Below are 23,141 nucleotides of genomic sequence, written 5' to 3'. Positions count from 1 at the left end.
CTAATTTATTTGTAGTTTTGTTTCGGATTCGCAACTAAAGTTTTTGTTTTTCTAACAGCACGTATTGGTTGTTTTGTAGAGGACAAAGATAATAAAAATTCAGACGGATTCCACAAACTATCAAGATCAAGGATGCGGATTATATTTTTTGGAACCCCAGAGTTTGCAGTGGCCAGTTTACAAGCCTTAGTTGAGGCTAAACTGGATGTAGTGGCCGTAGTGACTGCCCCAGATAAACCTGCAGGCCGTGGACAACAGATCCAATCTTCCCCGGTGAAAGCGTATGCGGTTTCCGTAGGCTTACCCGTTTTGCAGCCGGCAAAATTAAAAGATCCTGCCTTTTTAGAAGAATTGGCTGCGTATAAGGCTGACCTTCAAATAATCGTAGCCTTCCGAATGTTACCGGAAGCTGTTTGGAATATGCCTCCTAAGGGTACGTTTAATTTGCACGCTTCCTTGCTTCCTCAATACCGCGGTGCGGCGCCTATCCACTGGGCAGTGATTAATGGGGAGACCGAAACCGGGATTACGACCTTCTTTTTACAACACGAAATCGACACAGGGGACTTATTGTTCCAAGAGACTGAACCGATATCAGAGACTGACACCACAGGGGAATTGTACGAACGATTGATGAATAAAGGTGGCGCATTAGTAGTTAAAACGACTAGAGCGATCGAATCAGGCGACATTCATCCGAAGCCGCAGCAAGAAATCGAAGAACTGAAATCAGCTCCTAAATTACAACGCAGCACCGGCGAAGTGCATTGGACGCGCGCGGGACGCGATATCGTGAATTTAGTACGCGGAATGAATCCATTCCCGGGGGCTCATACGGTATTTCAAGGCAAAAATTGCAAGCTAATTGGCGTGGAATTCCATCCGGAGATTATCCCTGACTTAGGAGTGGGTGTTTGGGATACGGATCAAAAAACGTTTCTACGCGTGGGCTGCAGCGATGGCTACATCAACATTCTAGAGTGGCAAATGGAAGGTAAAAAGCGATTGAAAATCGAGGACTTTTTACGTGGATATAATTTTAATTTCTAGTCTAGCTTCCAGCGACCTGTCGAATAAAAGTAACCATAGGAGCCTTTTTGGATAAAAATATAATTTTCCTGCAGGTTTGCTAAGACAGTAATGGTATACGGTTTCAATTGGAGACCCGAAGCAGACGCTGGAAAAGGGATTGCCTGAGAGCAAGCGCAGGGCTTATTTTCGCGTAACAGATTCAGTTCAATCAATAAATCGCGGGAATCCTCCACTAGCTCTTCCCTACCTAGATCCACTTTTTTGAAATAGTTTCGTTCATAGGCATTCTTGAAAGGCTCGTACTCCAATGCAACCTCTGGATATTTCTGAATTAAAGTAGCTGAATTTAAAAAGGCCTGAATATGACCGGGGTCTGGGAAACCCACAAAATCACCACCCCAAAACAAACCAATCTCCTTTGCTTTCATACCATACTGATCATAAATAGCCCCGCGACGTAAATGTCTACCCTTACGAGCGATGGCACCATCAGCCGCTAATCCGAAGTTATGAAAGGAGATAAAGGCTTTGGAAAAGCCCTTCTTCTGCAAAGCTAATTGCTGTTTCTTATTTCGAGTGGTGGAAGTATATTTTAAGCGATAAGGCGCATGGATACGCTTGATTAAACTGTCCCGTTTTACTTCGAATGAATCGATTTCAGAAGCCAATAAATCCGTCCAAGGCTGGTGTAATTCTGACACCTCTCGTGCCTCACGCGTACCATCTGGATTAATGCGAATAAAGACATAGGACGCAATAGAATCCCCTGAAAAAGTGGAGTCTTGCTGCTTATAGAGCCACTTAAACTCGTCCCAATCCAGCGACGCTAGCTTAGTGGGCTCACATTTACGTGCTTGAGCCGCCGTATTCTCCAAGAAAAGCAATAAAAGCTGAAATAGACCAATTAAAATCATTTTTTCAACGGAATGACAAGCACTTCACCACGAAGTGTAATATCATCTTTCTTATGATTCGCGTCCATAATAGCTTGTTTACTCACGCCATATTTCTCCGCCACTTTGCGCATGATATCGCCAGGTCCTACCGTATGAATTGCTTGAATCTTTACGTTCAATTTTGTCGAACCACTTTTAATTCCATCCGGATTTACTCCTGGATTTAAGGCTTTCAATTGATCTACCTTCAAACCAAACTTCCGAGCCACAGCAGAAAAGGTTTCCCCTTTCTCCACGGTAATGGCATGTGATTTACCGGCTGGCGTTGCTACCTCGGGAACGACTTCAGCTTCCGCTTCTTTCTTTTGTTCCGCTAATTCTTCTTCGTCAGACTTGCTGATAATGGAATCCTTGGGAACGATCAATGAATCCGCTGGATCTTGCGTAGAATCGATCACTACTTGTGATGCTTCCGGCAACACCTCTTCCTCTGTCTCAACAAATTTCTCAGCCTTAATTAATTCGTCCTTATCTGGACTAACAAAATGCTCAAATCCTACGGCGATTAAGCCAACTAAGGTCAATAAAAGAATACCCAAGGTGATGACAGGCAATTTGCTGCTTTCTTCGTTCTCACTCATTATTTGGAAAATTTAGCTTTCGTTTCTTGGCTCATCTCAGCCACTTTATCTTCTAATTCTGCTTTGTAGGCGGTGTATTTTGTTGCCAAAATCTCATCCGCAATCGCCAACATTTGGATCGCTAGTAATCCTGCATTTTTAGCCGCATTTAGGGCAACCGTCGCAACGGGGACGCCATTAGGCATTTGTAAAATAGATAAGACGGAATCCCAACCATCGATAGAATTCGAGGATTTTACGGGAACCCCAATGACAGGCAAAATAGTCGCTGAAGCCACCATTCCTGGCAAATGAGCTGCCCCGCCTGCACCTGCGATGATCACCTGAATGCCGCGAGACTTTGCTTGCTGTGCATAATTCATCATTTTAACTGGGGTGCGGTGTGCAGATACAATATCTACTTCATAGGCCACTCCAAAATCCTTACAAACCTGAATGGCCTCTTGCATTACTCCAAGATCCGAGCTACTGCCCATTATAATTCCTACCATAGCTAGCTATTTATGCGATAACGCGTATGCTTTGTTTTACTTGTTCTGCTTTTTGTTCAATCTCTTCGCGGGATTCCCCTAGCAAAGTGATATGCCCCATCTTGCGAAAAGGCTTCGTTATTTTCTTCCCATATAAAAATGGATGAACGCCTGATATACCTAAAATCGTATCCAAACCTTCGTATTTAGCTGGACCCGTAAAGCCGTCTGCTCCTAATAAGTTTAACATCCCAGAGAAAGAATGTGCCTTCGTGTCTCCTAAAGGCAAGCCGGTAATCGCTCGTAAATGTTGTTCGTATTGAGAAGTATCGTTTGCTCGGATGGTTTGATGACCAGAATTATGTGGTCGCGGAGCGACTTCGTTGATGAGGATTTTCCCGTCTTTGGTCAAAAACATTTCCACCGCTAAAACACCCACTAATCCCATTTTATCTATTAAACTGACGGCTATTTGCTCTGCTTCTTTTTCTATTTCAGGCGAAATGGCTGCGGGGGAAACGAGGAATTCTACCAGGTTTTGGACCGGATGAAAAACCATCTCCACCGCCGGAAACGCTTTTATTTCTCCTTGCGGATTACGCGCCACAATCACGGCTAATTCTTTATCGAAATCAATGGCCTTTTCTAATAGACCCGGTGCGTCAAAACCTTTAGAGGCATCCGCCGCTGTCCCTATAAATTGTACGCCTTTTCCATCATAGCCTCCTTTACCTAACTTATTAAAAGCAGGCAAGAAGTCTTCGTTAGCTATAATTTCAGTAGCTGATTCGATTAATCTGAAATCAGCTGTAGGAAAGCCGTGGGTTTGGAAAAAGGTCTTTTGAATGCGCTTGTCCTGAATCATGCGAAGCAGATGAGGTTGCGGGTAGACTTTAATTCCCTCCGCTTCTAATTGCTCTAGCGCTTCGATGTTCACATGTTCGATTTCGATGCTGATTAAATCGAATTGTTTCCCAAAGTTGTACACTGTATCATAATCCTGGAATGACCCTTGCGTAAACTGGGTCGTCAAGGTGTGACAAGAGGCTTCAGGATCTGGATCAAGGCAAGCAATCTGCAAGTCTAAGTCGATGGCTGCTTGTAAGAGCATTCGTCCTAGCTGACCGCCGCCTAATAATCCGATTTTGGGAAGTGATTTAGACATAAATTCGAATTCAATGGGTAAAATTACGGCTTTTGTTTTACCTTTGGAAATTATTTAGACCTCGAGAAAAAATATTCTTGTTGGATACCGATTAAAGATCATGACAAAAAGAAATACTACGATTATCGCTTTCATTTTACTTGCTATTGCGAGTCGTCTGTTGATTTTAGCTGGACCAGGTTGGGCAAACTTCTCACCTATGGCTGCTATGGCTCTATTTGTGGGCGCCTATCTGCATAACCGCAAACAAGCGGTGGCTTGGACCTTATTAGCGGTTTGGGGATCAAATTTGATTCTTAATAACACCCTATATGACTCCTTTTTCCCAGGATTCTCCTTCGGATTTGATGGCTATCACATGCTAGCTTTCGCATTAATCGCTTTATTAGGCCAAAACGCCACAGCAAGCGCCTCTCGTTTCATTGGAACGAATGTGGTAGCTGTAATCGGATTTTTCCTTATTTCTAATTTCAATTCGTTTGTTTCACCAGATCATACGTATACGAGAGATTTCGCAGGTTTATTAAATTGCTACGCGGCGGGTATCCCATTCTTAAAGAACACTATTGCTAGCCAGTTTTTATTCTCCGGTTTATTCTTCGGAGCTTTTGAAGTATTGAAAAAACAAGTTCCAGCTTTACGCTAGAACTTTAAGCATAAAAAAAGGGTCGGCTTGCAGATGCGAGCCGACCCTTTTTTGTTGATGTCTATCTAGTTTTTATAGACCTTTCCGTCTTTCATTACGAAGTTCACCTTTGTCATGAGTTTTACGTCAGCTACTGGATCACCCGGAACAGCGATGATATCTGCGGCCTTCCCTACCTCGATAGAACCGATCAAGTCACTTTGACCCAAAAGATCTGCCGCATTAACTGTCGCTGACTTAATGGCTTCTAATACAGGCATTCCTGCTTCGTTCATCAAGATAAACTCATAGCCGTTCTTTCCATGGCCAAAAACGCCCGCATCTGTACCAAACGCAATCTTAACCCCCGCTTTATACGCTTTACCGAACGTTCCTTGAATGATCGGGCCAATCGCCGCCGCTTTCTTGGCCACCATTTCTGGGTAGTAATTCGGGATTTTAGAAGAATCCGCTACGGAACGACCTGCAATCACAGTAGGTACATAGTAGGTTCCCATCTTTTTCATCAATTCCATCACTTCTTCATCCATATACGTTCCATGTTCGATCGAAGATACACCACCCAAAACGGCACGTTTCATGCCCTCTTTTCCGTGAGCATGCGCCGCTACTTTAAAACCGTAGTCTTTCGCTGTTTGAACAATCGTACGCACTTCTTCTTCTGTGAATTGTGCACCTGAACCATCTTTGGCATAACTTAAAACACCACCTGTAGCCGTGATTTTAATTAAATCCGAACCCTCTTTATAGCGCTGACGCACCGCTTTCGCCGCATCCGCGATGCCGTTTACTACGCCATCTTCTGGTCCTAAATCCTTTTTGAATGCTTCATTAATACCATTTGAATCATCCGCATGACCACCAGTAGTACCAATCGAAACACCCGCCGTAAAGACGCGTGGCCCTTCTACAATCCCTTTGTTAATCGCGTTACGCAAACTAATCACGACATGGCTACCGCCTAAATCACGCACCGTGGTAAATCCTGCTAGTAAATTCTTCTTCGCATAAACCAATGCCTGGTAAGCCACATCACCCGGATTTTTCACAAAGCGATCCAAATAGGCCCCCGGATTTGTTTCCGATTCTAAGTGTACATGGGAATCAATCAGACCTGGCATCACCGTTCTGTCTTTCAAATTGACCACCACATCGCCTTTGGCAGGACTAAGGTATCCTTCCGAAACTGCTACAATTTTCTTTCCTTCCACCACAATGGAACGGTTTTTTAAGACTGTTTGCGTTTTCACGTCGATGAGTGAGCCACAATGTAAAATAGTTTTTTGGGCAAAACCAGCAAAAGCCAATAGGCTTAAACCTAAGGTCAATACTTTTTTCATAGGGTAGAGGTTAATAAGATTGAAACGTGTTTCCAGAAGCTGGGGTAGCTTTTATTGACTACAGAAGGATCTAATAAGGTAATTTCTTTCTGCATGGCCACCGGCGCAAAGGCCATCGCCATCCGGTGATCATCATAGGTTTCGATAGGTTCGATGACTGAAACGGCCGCAAAATCTCCTTTCACTTCATATAGGTGATTCGCTTCTTTCTCTACTAAACTCGCCCCTAATTTCTTTAATTCATTCTGCAGAGCTAAAACGCGATCTGTTTCCTTCACTTTTAAGGATTCCAACCCGGTTAAAGTCAACGGAATATCCTTTACAGCGGCGATGACGCAGATGGTTTGGGCCAAATCTGGGCAATCCGTGAAGTCCCAAGCTAGGGAAGCCTGAGCTGGGATTTTGGTCAATAAATAACCGCGCCCCGTATACGTACTTTTTACACCCAATGGCTCCATAATGGCTTTAATAGCGGAGTCCCCTTGCAAGGAATCCTCTTTTAAGCCTAGTAATTCCAATGAACTATCTTCAAATGGCGACAAGGCCACCATCGAATACCAATAGCTGGCTCCGGACCAATCCGATTCTACGGCAAAGGGTTGTAAGGTATATGTCTGGGCAGGAATCTCAATGCTTCCTTTGGACCAATCCGCTGTAGCCTGAATCCCAAAATGCTTCATCTGAGCCAAGGTCATCTCGATATAAGGCTTAGACCCTAACGCACCCGTGATTTGCAATTTTAATCCTTCTGGTAATAAAGGTGCGACCATCAAAATCGCGGAAATAAACTGCGAACTTACATCGCCACGGATGGAAATCTCCCGGTTCCCTTTAAAGGTGAACCCATTTAATTGCATCGGAGGATAACCCTCTTGGTTCAAATAGGTAATATCTGCTCCCAAAGCACGTAGAGCATCCACTAATATACCTATCGGGCGCTCACACATGCGAGGCGTTCCTGTCATCTTTTTAATCGCTCCTGTTACCGCATAATAAGCAGTCAAAAAACGCATCGTTGTTCCCGCGTCTAACACATCAGCCTCCGGACCATTCTCCGATAACAAGCGAATCATGGTTTGCGTATCACGCGCCTCCGCTAGATTGGAAAGATTATCAATCGTTCCATTGGCTAAAGCATTGATCACTAAAGCCCGATTGCTCTCTGATTTGGAAGCAGGCAAAGGGATAATTTCTGAAAAAGACGACGTACGAGGAAATAAAGTAATTTGACTCAAAACAGGGTTGCGTTAACGCAATTTTAAAGTGACTAATGATAAAACAGCTAAGATGATTCCCACGATTAAGAAACGAATAACGATCTTCGATTCGTGGTAATTTTTCTTTTGAAAATGGTGGTGCAATGGCGACATCAAAAAGACGCGACGCCCCTCCCCATATTTGCGTTTTGTATATTTAAAATAGGCCACCTGAATGATGACGGATAAATTTTCGATTAAGAAGATACCACATAATACCGGAATCAACATTTCCTTACGGATTACGATGGCTAAGGTAGCGATTACGCCACCCAACATCAAACTTCCCGTATCGCCCATAAATACCTGAGCCGGATAGGCGTTATACCAAAGGAATCCGATACAAGCACCCACAAAGGCGGCACAGAAGACCGCGAGCTCACCAGAATTAGGAATAAACATCACATTCAGGTATTGTGAAATCACCTTGTTACCTGAAACATAGGCTAAGATGGCTAAAGCAATACCAATAATCACCGATGTTCCTGCTGCCAATCCATCAATTCCATCCGTGATATTCGCGCCATTCGAAACCGCTGTAATGATGAAAATAACGACTAAAACATAGACAATCCACACGTATTCGTCCGGAATAAAACTAGGCAATAACATATTGTAATCGAACTGATTATCCTTCATAAAAGGCACAGTTGTCAAAAGCGATTTATGATCCACAAAAGTTCCGTCCGCCGCAAATTCACGTACTTTAATGTGCTGGTTAAAATACATCGTCAGACCCACGATGATTCCAAGGCCGATTTGGCCAACCACCTTAAATTTACCCGATAAACCTTCTTTATTTTTCTTGAATACTTTGATGTAATCGTCTGCAAAACCCACCGCACCTAACCAAATAGCCGAAGTGACTAATAGAACGATGTACACGTTCGTTACCTTCGAAAAAAGGAGGGTTGGGATCAATAAAGACAACAAAATAATGAAGCCTCCCATCGTAGGAGTGCCTTTTTTAGCCATTTGGCCTTCTAAACCTAAATCCCGAATTTCCTCCCCTATTTGCAATCTTTGCAAACGGTAAATCACCGACTTACCCCAAATCGCTGCAATACCTAAAGACGTAATGATCGCCGCAAAAGCGCGGAACGTGATGTATTGAAACACGCCGGCGCCCGGGATATTCAAGGTCTTGTCTAAGTATTCGAAGAGGTAATAAAGCATCTAAATGGGGTTTAATTTATAAAATTGCAAAAAATCGAGGGGAATTCAAACTTAGCTAAACGCCTCTCCCAGGACTAGTTTATCATCAAAGTCGTATTTCACTCCTTGAATATCTTGGTAATTTTCGTGGCCTTTCCCTGCCACTAAAATGATATCACCCGCTACGGCTAATTCCCGAACTGCGAAAAATATACCTTCCTTGCGATCCGAAACGCGGTGCACTTTGGATTTCAACTCCACTGGAACACCCGCTTCCATCTGATCCAAAATCAATTCCGGATCTTCCTTACGCGGATTATCCGAGGTCAATACCACGGAATCACTGTATTTAGCCGCTAATTCAGCCATAATTGGACGTTTCCCTGTATCCCGATTTCCACCACATCCCACTACCGTAATGATGCGCTGCGACTTATCGCGAATCGTTTGAATCGTCTTCAAGACATTTTCCAAGGCATCTGGAGTATGCGCATAATCCACGATCCCCATTTTGTTCTGAGATCCAGCCAATTGCTCAAATCGACCAGGAGCCGTTTTTAAGGCCGAAATCTGCACTAATACTTCATGTGATTCCTCGCCTAATAAAAGTGCCGCAGCGTATATTCCCAATAAATTGTAGGCATTGAAAGTCCCAATTAATTGCGCGTGTACTTGCTGGTGATCAATCTCTAACTGCAATCCGCCTACGCCGTTGCTGATAATCTTCGCTTTAAAATCTGCCGCGTTCAATAAACCAAAACCATATTTCTTTGCCGCTGTATTTTGCAACATCACCATTCCGCGCTTGTCATCTACGTTTGTTAACGCGAAAGCAGTGGCGGGGAGGGCATCGAAGAAACCTTTTTTGGCCTTAATGTATTCGTCAAAGGTTTCATGAAAGTCCAGGTGATCGCGTGTGATATTGGAAAAAATACCACCACTAAATTGCACCGCATGAATCCGCTTTTGTACCACCGCGTGCGAACTCACCTCCATGAAGGCATGGCTACAGCCCGCTGTAACCATATCCGCTAACAAAGCATTCAAGCTCAGCGCGTCTGGGGTCGTATGCGTCGATGGAATAATTTTATCTTCAATCTTATTCACCACCGTCGAAATCAATCCGCAGCGATGACCTAAGCGCTTGAACAAATCAAAAAGTAAAGTAACGGTCGTCGTTTTTCCATTCGTCCCGGTGATCCCTACTAGTTTCAATTTCTTAGAAGGATGTCCATAGAATTCCGCTGCAGCCTCCGCTAAGGCTTGATTCGAATCAGATACCTGTACACAAGTTACATCGGCTGGAAGCTCTAGCGGGGCCTTTTCCACCACCCAAAGTTTACAACCTTGCTCGTACACTTGAGGCAAAAACGAATGCCCATCCACTTGTGTACCCGGAATGGCAAAAAAGACAGAACCGGCTTTGGCCTGACGCGAGTCAAAGCACAAATGTTGAATTTCAATTCCTGGAAATAACGTGATTTGCGCCATCTTAATGCAGTTGAATAAAGACTAAACTATTTTTCGCGGCAGCGGTACCAGCCGGGATGGATTGATTTGTCACCGTCCCAAAACCGTTCGCCCGCACCTTCAACCCTTTATTTTCCAAAGCGAACAAGGCGTCACGTAAATTCATACCCACCACGTTGGGAACCGTTTTAGGGGTCATGGTGATGGCTTGATTTCTTACGGTCTTCTTCTCTAAATTAAAGTTCAACCATTGGCCGTTTTCTTCCACTTTAGGCAAACCTAAATGCGAGAATAGAATATTTTGATCTGCTGGATGAAGTGTACTTGACAACTTATTCTTGTTCAAAGAGTCTGGCAAATAACCACGTAAGGTTTGTTGCAATTTCATATCGCGCAAATAAATTCGATCAGCAATTTCCTTGAAAACTGGGGCTGTCACTTGACGAGCATACGTTCCTTCTGAATTACCCTTAGGCTCATCTACTGCGATAATGATCGAGTATTTGGGATTCTTAACGGGAAAATAACCTGCAAATGTCGTGTAGTAATTTCCTTTTCTATAGCCCTTAGCGCCGGTTACCGTACGTTGGGCAGTACCCGTTTTGCCAGCAATACCATAGACAGAACCTTTGATGTTATTCGCGGTTCCTTTGGTCACCACCCCTTCTAACATGATTTTCAATTTCTGTAAAGTCTCTGGTGAGCACAAAGGCTTCGAATCACGAACCTGAGATGCCATATAATCCGTCACGACTTCATCCCCACGCGTAGCCTTGCTGACAATTATGGGTTGAATCCAGTACCCATTATTCGCAATCGCATTATAGAAAGCTAAAATCTGCAATGGCGTATACTGGGTTGAATAACCTACAGAAGACCACAATAACTGCAAACCATCCCATTTAGAAGGCACAGGAAAAACGGGTTTTCTACTCGGTTTCAATTGAAAATCAAGCGATTCAATTAAATGGTATTTCTTCAGGTAATTGTAAAACTTCTCGTTATTCGTTGTCCCAAAAGCCTCTTGAACCAGCTTCATCGTCCCTACGTTCGAGGAACTTTCAATGACTTGTTCTAATGAAATCGTACCTAATGGATGAGAATCCGACATTACACCGTTATACAATCGAAATTTACCATCCCCCGTATTCACCATCTTCGTCAACGGATAGTTTTTCTCTTCCAATACGGCCATAATGGATGGCAACTTGAAAACAGAACCCGGATCACGCGCCTCAAGCAAGGCATAATTATAGGTTTCAGAATAGCCGGTGGGCGAAAGCGGATTAGCCGCAATATTCGACAAGGCCTTAATCTTACCGGTCGAAACCTCCATAACGATGGCTACCGCGTAATTACCTTTAAATTTCTTCATCCCATTTAAAAGAGCAGATTCCACAATCTCTTGAATATTAATGTCCAAAGTCGAGTGCAAATCCACCCCTGCTACCGGCAACTTAGGCTCATCGCCGGGCTCTGGACGCCAAGTATTATTATCCATTTTCTCATACATCCCCTCTCCAAACTCACCACGTAACTCTTTATCAAAACTATTCTCAATCCCCACACGCCCCTTATCTCGCAGATCCTTCAAATACCCCACGGTACGATAGGCCATTTGGCCAAAGGGTGCGTAGCGCACATTGATCTTATCAAACACCACCCCTGATTTATTGGAATTTTTAGCCTCTTTAAACAAGGGAAAGCTCAACACCTTTTTCTTTTCTTGGAAGTCTAACAAGCGATTATTCAATAACAAATAGGTCCGACCACTGCGTCTAGCTGCCGCAATCTTCTCTTTGTATTCATCCGCTGTGCGATCTTTAAAGAAATTCGCTAATGCCGCAGCTAAGCCATCAATGTGTTGTTTATAGAATTCATCCGCCTTCGCATTCCCCGTCAAAACAGAGGGATCCATCCCTAAGCGGTATTTAGGTAAAGTGGTAGAAAGCAAACTTCCATCATCCGAATAGATATTACCACGCGTAGCTTCGATCTTCCGTTTTTTCACATAAGTCGCCATGGCTTCTGAACGAAACTTAGGCCCTTTCAGCACCACCACTTTGTACAAACTGAACAGCAGGTACAAGAACACAGCCAAAATAATGATAAAAAACGTATAGAAACGTCTTGTAATTAAGCCCCGAATATTAGGTCTTTTCTCCTTCGCCATTATTGCTCTTTATTGACTTGAATGATGATTTTAGTGGGAGGAAGCGTACTCACCCCGATTTGATAACGCTTCAATGTCTCTTCCAAATTCGTTTGCTTGCTCACCTTCATATACTCCGCCTTCTGCGTGGTATAATCAGCGCGATCTTCCTCTAAAGCACTTTTTTCTTTCTGAATTTGGTGCAACTTACCGTCAGCTAACATCGAATAATAGATATTGACTAGGGTCAAAAAAGCCACAAAGGCAATTCTTTTTACCCACATCACCGGCAGCTCGCCTCCCGTAAAATAGTCGATATTGAAAATGGAATCAAAAATCCCTTCCTTCTTGGGTGAAGAGATTCGTTTAGGCCCTGTTTCTTTCGGTTCGATCGGTGTTGCCATGTTATAATTTAGACGCTATTCTTAATTTCGCACTTCGAGAGCGCGGATTCAATTTCAATTCTTCTTCTGAGGCCGTAATCGGCTTTCGAATCACAGACTCTAGTGGACGATGCACTACCCCAAATAAATCCTTATCCTCTTTCCCTTGCACATTTCCGGCTTTGATAAAATTCTTCACTAAGCGATCTTCCAATGAATGGAAAGACATAATCACCAATCTTCCTTCCGGCTTCAAAATAGCAGGTGCTTGGGCTAAAAATTCCTCGATTACGGCTAACTCCTGATTCACTTCAATTCGAATCGCCTGAAAGACCTGTGCGAAGTATTTAAACTCGCGGTGTTTAGGAGCTAATTTATTCAAAATTTCTTTAAATTCTTGCGTTGTTTCTAAGGCTTTTCGGGTACGGGCCTGAATGATTGCTTGGGCCAAAGTCCGCGCATTCTTCACCTCCCCATACATCCCTAAAATGCGCTGTAATTCATCTGCCGAATAGCTGTTTAACAACTCCGCCGCAGTCATCGACGCTGAAGGTCCCATTCGCATATCCAAGGGGCCATCAAAACGAATGGAGAATCCACGTTCCGGCGCATCTAACTGAAAGGACGACACTCCGAAATCCGCCAAAATCCCATCCACCTGCTTCACGCGATGCAAGCGCAAATATTTTTCTAAATAGCGAAAATTAGCCGTAATGAGCGTCAAACGCTCATCATCGATCTTCTCCGCTTGTTCCCAAGCATCCGGATCCTGATCAAAGGAGAATAATCTTCCCTCTGGTCCTAGCTTGTCTAAAATCGCCTTCGAATGGCCTCCTCCACCAAAGGTCACATCCACATAGGTTCCCGCTGGATCAATGTGCAAACCATCGATGCATTCGTGCAACATGACGGAGGTATGGTAGGTGTTTTCTGGCATAATTTTGGATGAAAACAAAAATACAAATTATCCCTCGGCTATGCCATCAATTCACGAATTTGTATATGATTTTTTTGTGACAAGTTTCGAACCCGTATCTTTGTTCAAACGCCTACGGGATTCACTGATGAAAAAGACCTTATTTGCTCTCCTATTTGCTCCTTTATTGAGCTTAGCCCAAGCACCTGTTACGGGACTTTGGCGGGCTTCTCTTGCTACACATGGCGGCGAATTACCCATTCAATTTGAAATTAATCCTGGTTCAAAAACGGGAAATTTAGATATCAAACTGGTAAATGGTGCGGAGAAATCCACGTTAGGAGAATCCTATTTTAGAGCAGATTCATTAGTCGTCCCTTTTGACCTATACGAAGCTGAGCTCGTTTTCCAAGTGACAAAAGCCACTGAAATGAAAGGCTATTTCGTCAAGAAAAGAAATGGAAAAACCGCCTATCGCTTACCCATTTCAGCGCTTGCAGGCCCAGCAGACAGATTTCTTAACCTACAACCTGCTACCGTAAACGTGAGCGGAAAGTGGATGGCAGACTTCTTTAGCGATGCCACTAACCACAGTCCTGGTGTGGGTGTTTTCGAACAAAAAGGGAACCAAGTTACTGGAACTTTTCTACGTACATCGGGTGACTACCGCTTTTTGCAAGGCAACGTAAGCGGGGATAGTTTGTTTCTAAGCTATTTCGATGGAAGCGGGGTTAACATGTTACGCGCGAAAATAAGTGGCTCACAATTTACGGGACGATTTACTTCTGGATTGAGTGGGGTTAGGACGGTTGATGGGAAATTAGACCCAGCGGCAGCTTTACCTGATTTAAAGAAACTAAGCTTTTTAAAACCGGGTTTCGACCGTATCGATTTTACATTACCCACTACCTCAGGCGAACAAATTAGCCTACAAGATGATCGCTATAAAAACAAAGTCGTAGTGATTGAATTAATGGGATCATGGTGTCCGAACTGCCTGGATGAATCTCGTTATTTAGCCCCCTTCTATACAAAATACAAAGACAAAGGCGTAGAAGTGATCGGCATTGCCTTTGAGAATTCAGCCGACATCACAGTATCAGGGCCTAAGATTAATAATTTCCAAAAGAAAATCGGCATTAGCTATCCCCTGCTTTTTGCAGGTACGGCAGAGGACAAAACGATCGAGAAAGTATTACCTATGCTGAGTAAAATGAACGGCTATCCAACTACGTTCATTATCGACAAAAAAGGCATCGTACGAGAAATACACACCGGCTTCTCTGGGCCTGGAACGGGAAAATATTATGCCGATTGGATCTCCGATTTTGAACATACGATCCAAAGCCTTTTAGCTGAAAAATAATGAGAATCATCGCCCTAATATGCCTGATTACCTTTTCTGTGCAAGCAGAAAAACCCTCTTTTAAAAAGTGGAAGACGCCCTTAGCTTTAGGCATCGCCAGTGGATTGACGTATAATCCGTTTGCCAAACAAATTCAAACGAAAATTGTGGCCCAGGGTCATGTCACTCCGCTGGATGACTATATTCAATACGGACCTGCAGCGATGTATGTAGGCTTGAATATTGCTGAATTTAAGAATAAAGAAGAGGCTTTCGATCAAGCAGGAGTATTTCTTCTAGGTACCGGAATTTATGTAGCGACTACACAAGGATTAAAAGCAGCGATCACAGAGGCTAGACCAGACGGAACGGAAAAAACGTTCTCTTCTGGACATACAGCCACCGCCTTTTTCGGGGCGACTGTTTTAGCGCATGAATACCGAGATACACATCCCGAGTTTGTGATAGCGGGCTATACCATAGCGACCGCAACGGGAGCATTACGTATCGCTAATAACAAACATTGGGTAACAGATGTGTTAATGGGTTCGGCGATTGGTATAGCTTCGGCAGAATTAGCCTATATTTTATATCCTAAAGTGCGTCATCAGTGGCAAAAGCTGAATCGTTTTACCTTGACTCCTCAAGTGGCCCCAGCTTACTACGGCGCGAGTATGTCGATTGGATTTTAGTGCAATAATAGATACAAACCGGCCCCAGCGAAATACCCTAGCAAGGCCAGGAAGCCTATTTTCTTCAGGTACCAGCCGAACTCGATTTTCTCCATTCCCATCACCGCAACTCCAGCTGCAGATCCGATGATCAGGATACTGCCACCCGTACCTGCACAGAATGCAAGGTATTCCCACATTTCGTGATCCATCGGAAAATCGGTCAACGTATACATTCCCATCGTAGCTGCCACTAAAGGCACATTATCCACTACCGCTGATGCTAATCCAATGAAGGTGACGATTAAGTTTTGATTACCTAATGCGTGTGCTAATTGATCTGAAAGCGCGTGCAGATAGCCAAAGGATTCTAAACCGCCAATCGCTAGAAGAATCCCCAAGAAAAAGAGAATGCTAGAAGTATCGATTTTGGTCAACGCATATCCCACACTCAAGTGTTTCTTCGCCTCCTCATCTTTCTCTGAATGCAAGAGTTCAGACAAAATCCACACTAATCCTAAGGCTAATAAAATGCCCATATAGGGAGGCAAATGCGTCAACGTTTTAAAAACAGGAACGCCTATTAATGAACCTGCACCAGCGAAAAGCATAATCTTTCCATCGCGTTCTTCTGTTGAACTTAAAGCTTCTAATGCCACTGGTTGACCAATGGATTCCTTTTTCAACACATAAGAAGCGATGAATAAAGGAACAACAAGGGAAACTAAAGCAGGCAAAAATAAGCCCTGCATGATACCTGTGGCAGATATTTGACCTCCTATCCACAACATCGTCGTCGTTACGTCACCAATGGGTGACCAGGCGCCACCAGCGTTCGCCGCGATGACCACGATTCCTACAAAATACTTACGCGTTTCTTTATTGCTGATCAACTTCCGAAGCAAAGTGACCATCACGATCGCCGTGGTCAAATTGTCTAAAACGGCAGACATAAAAAAGGTGATCAAACCCACTATCCATAGCAGTTTAATCACCTTATCTGTTTTAATTAATCGAGAGACGAAGTAGAAACCCTGGTGGGCATCCACTAATTCCACTAGCGTCATCGCACCTAACAGGAAGAATAAAATCTCCGAAGTAGACGCTAAGTGATGACCTAATTCAGAGGCATCTCCTTTAGAAATTGCATAAACTGTCCATACTAAAACGCCCGTCAATAAAGCTGAGGCTGTTTTGTTTATCTTCAAGGGATGCTCGAAAGCAATGGCCAAATAGCCCAGAATGAAGATAACTATGGACGCGATTCCCATCTTATTTTAATTTAGCCACGGCCGCTTTAATGCGATCGCAAGCTTCTACTAATTGCTCATCTGCCGCAGCCGTTGAAATACGCATACAATCCGGTGCTCCAAAACCTGAACCAGCCACTGTAGCGACAAAAGCATCCGCTAATAACCAAGAACAGAAATCATCTGAATCTTTGATCAGCGTAGTGCCATCTGTTTTACCGAAATAGTAAGAAATATCTGGGAACGCATAGAATGCGCCATCTGGCATATTTACCTTGAAACCTGGGATCTCACGTAATTTTTCTACCACTAACTTACGACGGCGATCGTAGGCCGCTTTCATTTCGTAAGCGTGATCTAAACTACCATTGAAGGCTGCGACTGCCGCTTTTTGAGCGATCGAGTTCGTGCCTGAAGTCACTTGACCTTGTAATTTTTCGATACCATCTGCAATCCATTTAGCCGCAGCGATAAAACCAATTCTCCAACCCGTCATCGCGTGACCTTTTGCCACACCGTTCACCGTGATCACACGTTCTTTGATTTCTGGAATAGATCCGATCGAGAAGTGCCCCCCTTGTGTGAAGTTGATGTATTCGTAGATTTCATCCGCTAGGACGAAGATATTTTCGTGACGTGCTACCACGTTTGCGATGTCACGTAACTCTGATTCTGTGTAAACCGATCCTGTTGGATTATTAGGAGATGCGAACATCACCATCTTAGTTTTAGGTGTGATCGCAGCCTCGAATTGCTCTGGAGTCACTTTGAAGTTATTATCAAAAGCACCTTGAACGATTACCGAAGTTCCTTCCGCTAATTTCACCATCTCAGAGTAAGAAACCCAGTATGGAGAGAAGATGATTACTTCGTCACCTGGATTGATTAAAGCTGCAATCGCGTTCGCTAAGGAATGTTTTGCACCCGTGCTCACCACGATATTTTCTGAACCCCACTCTAAGTTATTATCACGCTTTAATTTATTCGCGATCGCCATACGCAAGTCTGGATAACCTGCTACCGGTGAATACCCGTGAAAACCATCATCAATCGCCTTTTTAGCTGCCTCACAAATGTGAGCTGGTGTTTTAAAATCCGGCTCTCCTACGGAAAGACTGATTACTTTGTGACCTTGAGCTGCTAATTCGCGCGCTTTTTTCGTCATCCCTAAAGTAGAGGATTCTTCTAATGCTTGAATTCTTTGGGCTAATTGTGCTTGTGACATGGTATTTAGAAACGAATATTTGGGTATTAATTTAGTATATAAATCGACTGCAAAATTACTTTTTTGCAGACGGATATGCTAATAAAATTTGCAATAATTAGGCTGATATACCTTGTGCCAAAACCGCGTATGCCCCTTTCTCGATCTTCATCAATTCTTCGTGAGTCCCACGTTCGATGATTTCGCCTTGTTGTACGACTAAAATTTGATCAGCGTGTTGAATCGTAGACAAACGGTGCGCAATAACTAAAACCGTGCGATTCTCCATCAAATGACTCAAAGCCTCTTGTACTAACTTTTCGGATTCGTTGTCTAAGGCACTTGTGGCCTCGTCTAGAATCAAGATAGGAGGATTTTTGAGAACGGCGCGGGCGATGGAGATGCGTTGTCTTTGGCCCCCAGATAATTTAGAGCCCCTATCTCCGATGATCGTTTCGTAGCCTTCCGGATTCGCCGAAATAAAATCGTGTGCATTCGCAATCTTCGCCGCGGCCTGAACCTCTGCTAAAGTAGCCTCCGTCCCGAAGGCAATGTTATTAAATATCGTATCATTGAACAAGACCGATTCCTGGGTCACAATTCCCATTAAGCCTCTTAAGTCGTCCAAAGGAATGTTTTTCAAAGGGATTCCATCCAAGGTAATCATACCCGACGATGGATCGTAAAAACGCGGCAATAAATCCGCTAGCGTAGACTTCCCGCCACCGGAGGCGCCCACCAGGGCAATCGTCTTTCCTTTAGGAATATCGAAACTCACTTCTTTCAACACAGAGCGCCCCTTCACATATTCGAAACCGACTTTTTGGAAGCTAATTTTATCTGTAAATTCATCCACCTGCGTAATCGGATCCTCTGCTACAATTTCAGATTGCGTATCCAATATTTCAATAATACGATCAGCCGAAGCCACCCCACGCTGAATGCCACTGAACGCATCCGCGATGGCTTTCGCCGGACGCATTACCTGCGAAAAAGTCGCAATAAACGCGATAAACGTCGAAGCGGATAATTCACCTTCTCCACTAATAACTAAACTACCGCCATATAATAAGATACCTGTAACCACTAAAACGCCTAGACTTTCAGAGGTGGGGGATGTTAGTTCTTGGCGGAATACCATCTTCAACAAGGAATTTCGGTAGCGATCATTCCCCGCTTGAAAACGTGCATCCATCATCTTCTCAGCCCGAAAGGCTTTCACCACTCGCATGGCCCCAAAGGTCTCATCCAACAAACTGATAATTCCACTCAAATGCTGTTGCACTTCTCCGGCTGCACGACGTAAACGTCTTGTAATCGTCGCAATCACTGAACCCGAAAGGGGCAATATGATCAACGAAAACAAAGTCAGCTTCACCGACATACTCGCCAGAAAAACGAAGAATAAAACCAGCGTAAAAATCTCTTTAAAAGTTGCCGTGAAGGCGCGGCCAATACTATTCTCCACTTCCTGAACGTCTGTCGTTAAACGGGACATCAGGTTGCCCTTTTTCTGCTCTGTGAAATAACTAAGGTCTAGGCGAATCGCTCGCTCAAAAACCGCTTGACGCAAAGAAGCAATCGTATCGGCTTCGACTGTTTTTAGGACTCTTTGGGAAAAATACCGAAAGAAATTCGACAAAATCACCGAAACCATAATCGCCCCACAGGCATATTTCAGCGCTCCGATCCGTCCAAAATCCTCCAAAGCACCATAGAAATAGTGGTTAAACAAGAACGAAAAATAAGAGGGAGTTAGCGAAAAAGCGGGTAAAACGCGGTAAATCTGAATATTTTCAGGAGCTGATTGGTTGAACAAGACATTCAACAAAGGAATCAGCAAAGTAAAATTAAGAATGCCGAACAAACTCGCTAGCAAGGAAAACCCGAAGTATGGAAATACATACTTGCGGATCGAAACGGCGTAGCTTAATAAGCGAAAATATGTTTTCAATGCGGCTTTTTATCGAAATTTTGGTCAAATTACGACAATTTTCAGAAACAATATCCGAATGTCGCCCTTAATTTCCATTGTGATGGCCACCTATAACGGGGAAAAATACCTCCGGGAGCAAGTGGACAGCTTGTTAGCTCAAAGCTATCCGTCTTTGGAATTTGTATTTGTGGACGACGCCTCCTCTGACGAGACTCTAGCTATTTTACAGGAATACGTTTCGCGAGACCCGCGAATTCGCTTGATAATAAACCCTGTCAATCAAGGCCTACTAGCCACTTTCGAAACCGGAATCAGGGCTGCAAAAGGCAAAATGATCGCTCTAGCGGATCAGGATGATGTGTGGATATCTGATAAAATTAGCTTATTAGCCGGTGCCATTGATTCGCATTCTATGATCTATGCAGACTCTGCTTTGACAGATGCTGCTGGCGTGCGCACAGGTAAATTCTCTGATCGAAATCATCTGTGCAATTATCCGACAGCTTTGCACTACGTTTTTGGGACCAAAGCGATGGGGCACGCGATGCTATTTAAGCGCGAAATCATCGACATTGCGTTGCCTTTTCCGGATTATGTGGGGCACGATTATATCCTGGGTTTTGCCGCAGCTGCATTAAATGGAGTTAGCTATTTCCCCGCGACTTTAGTGAATTACCGCCAACACAGCAGCAATACCATGGGGGCAGACTTGAGTAAAGGAAAGAAAAATTATAACACGAGAGAGGAGCGAAATGCTCGGATTGTGAAGCGACTTAATTTACTCGCAGATCGCTGTCCTGACGGCGATGAACGGGAAATTTTGCAGGCATTAGCTCAGGATTTTGCGTCAGGTGGCATCGCGGCCCGCATACGAAGATTCTTCACCGTCGCTACACACCACCGAGCGATGTTAGCCTATAAAGGAAAATCGGCGCTAGGCAGTTTCCTATATAGCTTCAAACTGTTGTTCTCTATTTTCTAAAAGGGAGACTGAGTCGGTAATACAGATTCTTCAAATGCACCGTTAACGGAATCGGGCGTTGCACTAAAGGCCCATCGAACGTATCCCCGCGTCTCAGGTAGTATTTTGACAAGGTAGACGAAGTCATCCCCCATTTGCGAATAAACTGGTAATATCCCTTGTTTTGCTTCACACGCTTCACGGAAATGGACCCAAAATGATAAACCCTACTCCGCGAAATCCCTTTAAACAAGCGAACGCCCGCCTGCCAGCATTTCATAGAGAAATCGGGATCTGAATACATTCCCGGCGTAAATTCATTCGAATAGCCTCCCACTTTATCCCAAAGCGACCGGTGCACCACATTGGGCGGCCAAGTCGCTCCTTGCCAATCTGCAAAAGGGAATGAGTCATAGCTTTCAAGTAATCTCGCTTCCTCGAAAGTGGCTAATGAGCGGCCAAAATCGGCCTGAATAGAACAAGCACTTTGGGCTTTGGGCTCTATTGCCGTGGCCGATAAAAAGAATTCCGTGTGACCGATGAGTTCGATTTCTTCTTTCAGAAAACCATCCCAATGAGGCAGCACGTACATATCGTCATTCAAATACAAGAAATAATCCGCGCGAGCCAGTTTGACCATCGCGTTCATCGCGTAGCAAACGCCCACATTGATGGGGCTATACGAAAAAGCGATATCTTCTTGGGATTCCACCCATTCTTTGGAACCGTCTTTTGCCTCATTTAAGTGCAAGATAATTTCAAAGGAAGTCTTCGAGTGTTTTCGGATGGCCGCGATGCATAATTGCAAGTAGGCCAAATTATTCCAGCTCGGAATGAGGATAGAGAAATAGGGTTTTTTAGGCGCCTTAGATGCCGGGAAAAATTGAATCGACTCTTCCATTACAGCATGCGGTAGTTTTTGTACTCGCCTACGCGGTACCCCGTGAGGTCTTCGATCTTCTGCAAAATCTTGCGACGCAGGGTCATTTTCTTTTCTAATTCGACCGGATCAAAATAGAATGGCCAGTTCGATCGCGCTACTCGGTCCGCCATCACGGCTGGATGCGTGCCTTCAAATCGGAACAATCGTTCCGCATTACCGTAATCAAATTGGTAATCTGCCGGCACATTTTCGGCTAACCAAGCGTCATCGTGGTAGAATTGCGTGAAGTTACGCACCTTATTATTCAAACCTTCTGGCGGTTTTACCCAGCCATAATGGTTAATATAAGCCGGAATTAATTTCACTTTCAGCTTCTTGCCGTCTTTTCTAAAACCCTGTGCATCCTTATACGAATGAACACCTGGATGCATTTTTACGACCCGAATTTCTCTTCTATACCAACGCCGTGACACCGCCACGTGGCCATAAGAACCGTAAAAATGGCGGTAATGAAAGAGTAAACCTTCTATGTTCGAATCAGTCAAATTCGCCTCCATCGCCGCTTTCACGATGGGCAAATCCGCCTCATGCACGCATTCGTCCCCTTGGATGTAGAAAGCCCAATCGATGTCTTTGGAAATGGCCTGAAGCGCTTTATCTGTTTCTAAGGCAAATGTGGCGCCGCCTTCTCTTTTGGAATCATCCCAAACCGTCTCCACGATTTTGATTTTATCCGACGGAATCGATTGAATTAAGGCCAAAGTCTCATCTTCCGACGCCCCTACCGCCACCACGAACTCGTCGCAGATCGGTAAAATCGACGTAATGGCTTCCACGATGGCATAATCGTTCTTTACCGCATTCCGTATAAAGGTAAATCCGGCTATTTTCATCGATCGTATTTCACTTGAATACCGTGGTATTTCGTTTGTTCCACGTAATCTTTACGCAATGGATGTCCCTCCCAGTCTTCTGGAAGCAATATTCTGCGTAAATCAGGATGACCTGTAAATTCAATACCAAAGAAATCAAAGGCCTCTCTCTCGTGCCAATCCGCCGTTCTCCAGACAGAAGATACAGAAGAAACCACGGGTGCCGAGCGTTCTAAAATCACCCGCAAATGCAAAGTAATATGATTCGGGATGGAATAAAGCGTATAAATAACTTCCATTTTTCCCGCTTCTGGCCCTTGATCGATGGCCGTGATGCAGGAAAGAGAATCAAAATAGGTAGCTGGGTTTTTCCAGAGAAAATCACAAACTGGCAATATCTGCTCCGCAGGCAAAGTCAAACGACTTAATTCCTCCTCCCACTGGGATTCAAAACCAAATTCTGCTTGCAAGAATGATTGAATTGCTGACAGTTCCAT

Annotated in this window: 22 protein-coding genes; 5 read left to right on the top strand and 17 right to left on the bottom strand. The window is 44.0% G+C overall.

What is annotated here, in order from left to right:
* The first annotated feature begins 132 nt into the window (after positions 1 to 132).
* On the top strand, positions 133 to 1,050 hold the full coding sequence (gene fmt / locus SKC35_RS09135; RefSeq protein WP_377979089.1) for a methionyl-tRNA formyltransferase: 918 nt from the start codon (positions 133 to 135) through the stop codon (positions 1,048 to 1,050).
* Here the strand turns inward: fmt and SKC35_RS09130 are convergent.
* From SKC35_RS09130 to SKC35_RS09115, 4 genes are read right to left on the bottom strand one after another with little or no spacing between them, the layout of a single operon-like run.
* Positions 1,047 to 1,946 carry a M15 family metallopeptidase gene (locus SKC35_RS09130; protein WP_377979088.1) on the bottom strand — a complete coding sequence of 300 codons (900 nt, stop codon included), beginning with the start codon at positions 1,944 to 1,946 and terminating at the stop codon, positions 1,047 to 1,049. The genes fmt and SKC35_RS09130 overlap by 4 nt on opposite strands.
* Complete coding sequence (locus SKC35_RS09125; protein WP_377979087.1) at positions 1,943 to 2,569, bottom strand: LysM peptidoglycan-binding domain-containing protein; 627 nt, start codon at positions 2,567 to 2,569, stop codon at positions 1,943 to 1,945. The genes SKC35_RS09130 and SKC35_RS09125 overlap by 4 nt, the downstream gene beginning before the upstream one ends.
* On the bottom strand, positions 2,569 to 3,060 hold the full coding sequence (purE, locus tag SKC35_RS09120) for a 5-(carboxyamino)imidazole ribonucleotide mutase (RefSeq protein WP_377979086.1): 492 nt from the start codon (positions 3,058 to 3,060) through the stop codon (positions 2,569 to 2,571). The genes SKC35_RS09125 and purE overlap by 1 nt, the downstream gene beginning before the upstream one ends.
* A gap of 10 nt (positions 3,061 to 3,070) precedes the next feature.
* Positions 3,071 to 4,204, bottom strand: a complete 1,134-nt coding sequence (locus SKC35_RS09115; protein ID WP_377979085.1) for a 5-(carboxyamino)imidazole ribonucleotide synthase — start codon at positions 4,202 to 4,204, stop codon at positions 3,071 to 3,073.
* A 100-nt stretch (positions 4,205 to 4,304) separates the two neighbouring features.
* Here SKC35_RS09115 and SKC35_RS09110 point away from each other — a divergent pair, with 100 nt between their 5' ends.
* Positions 4,305 to 4,850 (top strand): DUF6580 family putative transport protein, encoded by a 546-nt coding sequence (locus SKC35_RS09110; RefSeq protein WP_377979084.1) that lies wholly within the window; start codon positions 4,305 to 4,307, stop codon positions 4,848 to 4,850.
* Positions 4,851 to 4,915: 65 nt separating this feature from the next.
* On the opposite strand, the gene SKC35_RS09105 is transcribed toward SKC35_RS09110, so the two are convergent.
* The 7 genes from SKC35_RS09105 to rsmH are packed head-to-tail and all read right to left on the bottom strand — an operon-like array spanning position 4,916 to position 13,543.
* The gene (locus tag SKC35_RS09105) at positions 4,916 to 6,190 is read right to left on the bottom strand and encodes a metal-dependent hydrolase family protein (protein ID WP_377979083.1); all 1,275 of its coding nucleotides are present in this window, start codon (positions 6,188 to 6,190) and stop codon (positions 4,916 to 4,918) included.
* Positions 6,187 to 7,425, bottom strand: a complete 1,239-nt coding sequence (locus SKC35_RS09100) for a 3-phosphoshikimate 1-carboxyvinyltransferase (RefSeq protein WP_377979082.1) — start codon at positions 7,423 to 7,425, stop codon at positions 6,187 to 6,189. Before SKC35_RS09100 ends, SKC35_RS09105 begins: the two co-directional genes overlap by 4 nt.
* Before the next feature lie 12 nt (positions 7,426 to 7,437).
* Positions 7,438 to 8,622 (bottom strand): phospho-N-acetylmuramoyl-pentapeptide-transferase, encoded by a 1,185-nt coding sequence (mraY, locus tag SKC35_RS09095; RefSeq protein ID WP_130894899.1) that lies wholly within the window; start codon positions 8,620 to 8,622, stop codon positions 7,438 to 7,440.
* Between the two features lie 51 nt (positions 8,623 to 8,673).
* Entirely contained in the window at positions 8,674 to 10,092 is a 1,419-nt protein-coding gene (locus SKC35_RS09090) for a UDP-N-acetylmuramoyl-L-alanyl-D-glutamate--2,6-diaminopimelate ligase (protein ID WP_377979081.1), read from the bottom strand.
* 1 nt (position 10,093) lies between these two features.
* Positions 10,094 to 12,244 carry a penicillin-binding protein gene (locus SKC35_RS09085; RefSeq protein ID WP_377979080.1) on the bottom strand — a complete coding sequence of 717 codons (2,151 nt, stop codon included), beginning with the start codon at positions 12,242 to 12,244 and terminating at the stop codon, positions 10,094 to 10,096.
* Positions 12,244 to 12,627, bottom strand: coding sequence for an FtsL-like putative cell division protein (locus SKC35_RS09080; protein WP_377979079.1), 384 nt, complete (start codon positions 12,625 to 12,627; stop codon positions 12,244 to 12,246). The genes SKC35_RS09085 and SKC35_RS09080 overlap by 1 nt, the downstream gene beginning before the upstream one ends.
* A 1-nt stretch (position 12,628) precedes the next feature.
* The gene (rsmH, locus tag SKC35_RS09075) at positions 12,629 to 13,543 is read right to left on the bottom strand and encodes a 16S rRNA (cytosine(1402)-N(4))-methyltransferase RsmH (protein ID WP_377979078.1); all 915 of its coding nucleotides are present in this window, start codon (positions 13,541 to 13,543) and stop codon (positions 12,629 to 12,631) included.
* A gap of 40 nt (positions 13,544 to 13,583) precedes the next feature.
* Here rsmH and SKC35_RS09070 point away from each other — a divergent pair, with 40 nt between their 5' ends.
* Positions 13,584 to 14,888, top strand: coding sequence for a peroxiredoxin family protein (locus SKC35_RS09070; RefSeq protein ID WP_377979077.1), 1,305 nt, complete (start codon positions 13,584 to 13,586; stop codon positions 14,886 to 14,888).
* Positions 14,888 to 15,559: a phosphatase PAP2 family protein gene (locus SKC35_RS09065; protein WP_377979076.1), complete on the top strand. Its 672-nt coding sequence runs from the start codon at positions 14,888 to 14,890 to the stop codon at positions 15,557 to 15,559. The genes SKC35_RS09070 and SKC35_RS09065 overlap by 1 nt, the downstream gene beginning before the upstream one ends.
* Here the strand turns inward: SKC35_RS09065 and nhaD are convergent.
* The 3 genes from nhaD to SKC35_RS09050 form a co-directional block, all read right to left on the bottom strand.
* Positions 15,556 to 16,809, bottom strand: a complete 1,254-nt coding sequence (nhaD, locus tag SKC35_RS09060; RefSeq protein WP_377979075.1) for a sodium:proton antiporter NhaD — start codon at positions 16,807 to 16,809, stop codon at positions 15,556 to 15,558. The genes SKC35_RS09065 and nhaD overlap by 4 nt on opposite strands.
* Position 16,810: 1 nt before the next feature.
* The gene (locus SKC35_RS09055) at positions 16,811 to 18,013 is read right to left on the bottom strand and encodes a pyridoxal phosphate-dependent aminotransferase (RefSeq protein ID WP_269008768.1); all 1,203 of its coding nucleotides are present in this window, start codon (positions 18,011 to 18,013) and stop codon (positions 16,811 to 16,813) included.
* A gap of 97 nt (positions 18,014 to 18,110) precedes the next feature.
* Positions 18,111 to 19,946, bottom strand: a complete 1,836-nt coding sequence (locus SKC35_RS09050; protein ID WP_377979074.1) for an ABC transporter ATP-binding protein — start codon at positions 19,944 to 19,946, stop codon at positions 18,111 to 18,113.
* A gap of 58 nt (positions 19,947 to 20,004) precedes the next feature.
* Between SKC35_RS09050 and SKC35_RS09045 the strand changes: the two genes are divergently transcribed.
* Positions 20,005 to 20,910, top strand: a complete 906-nt coding sequence (locus tag SKC35_RS09045; RefSeq protein ID WP_377979073.1) for a glycosyltransferase — start codon at positions 20,005 to 20,007, stop codon at positions 20,908 to 20,910.
* Here SKC35_RS09045 and SKC35_RS09040 read toward each other — a convergent pair.
* Genes SKC35_RS09040 through SKC35_RS09030 form a run of 3 tightly spaced genes read right to left on the bottom strand, consistent with a single transcriptional unit; the run spans position 20,900 to position 23,141 of the window.
* Positions 20,900 to 21,790: a glycosyltransferase family 2 protein gene (locus SKC35_RS09040; protein ID WP_377979072.1), complete on the bottom strand. Its 891-nt coding sequence runs from the start codon at positions 21,788 to 21,790 to the stop codon at positions 20,900 to 20,902. The genes SKC35_RS09045 and SKC35_RS09040 overlap by 11 nt on opposite strands.
* Complete coding sequence (locus SKC35_RS09035) at positions 21,790 to 22,665, bottom strand: glycosyltransferase family 2 protein (RefSeq protein ID WP_377979071.1); 876 nt, start codon at positions 22,663 to 22,665, stop codon at positions 21,790 to 21,792. Before SKC35_RS09035 ends, SKC35_RS09040 begins: the two co-directional genes overlap by 1 nt.
* Positions 22,662 to 23,141, bottom strand: a complete 480-nt coding sequence (locus SKC35_RS09030) for an NADH-quinone oxidoreductase subunit C (RefSeq protein WP_377979070.1) — start codon at positions 23,139 to 23,141, stop codon at positions 22,662 to 22,664. Before SKC35_RS09030 ends, SKC35_RS09035 begins: the two co-directional genes overlap by 4 nt.

Origin of the sequence: Aquirufa originis, from assembly GCF_042714495.1 — a bacterium.
GTDB classification, from domain to species: domain Bacteria; phylum Bacteroidota; class Bacteroidia; order Cytophagales; family Spirosomataceae; genus Aquirufa; species Aquirufa originis.
The sequence above is the reverse complement of the archived record's forward strand: the minus strand, read 5'-3'. Positions and strand labels throughout refer to the sequence as shown.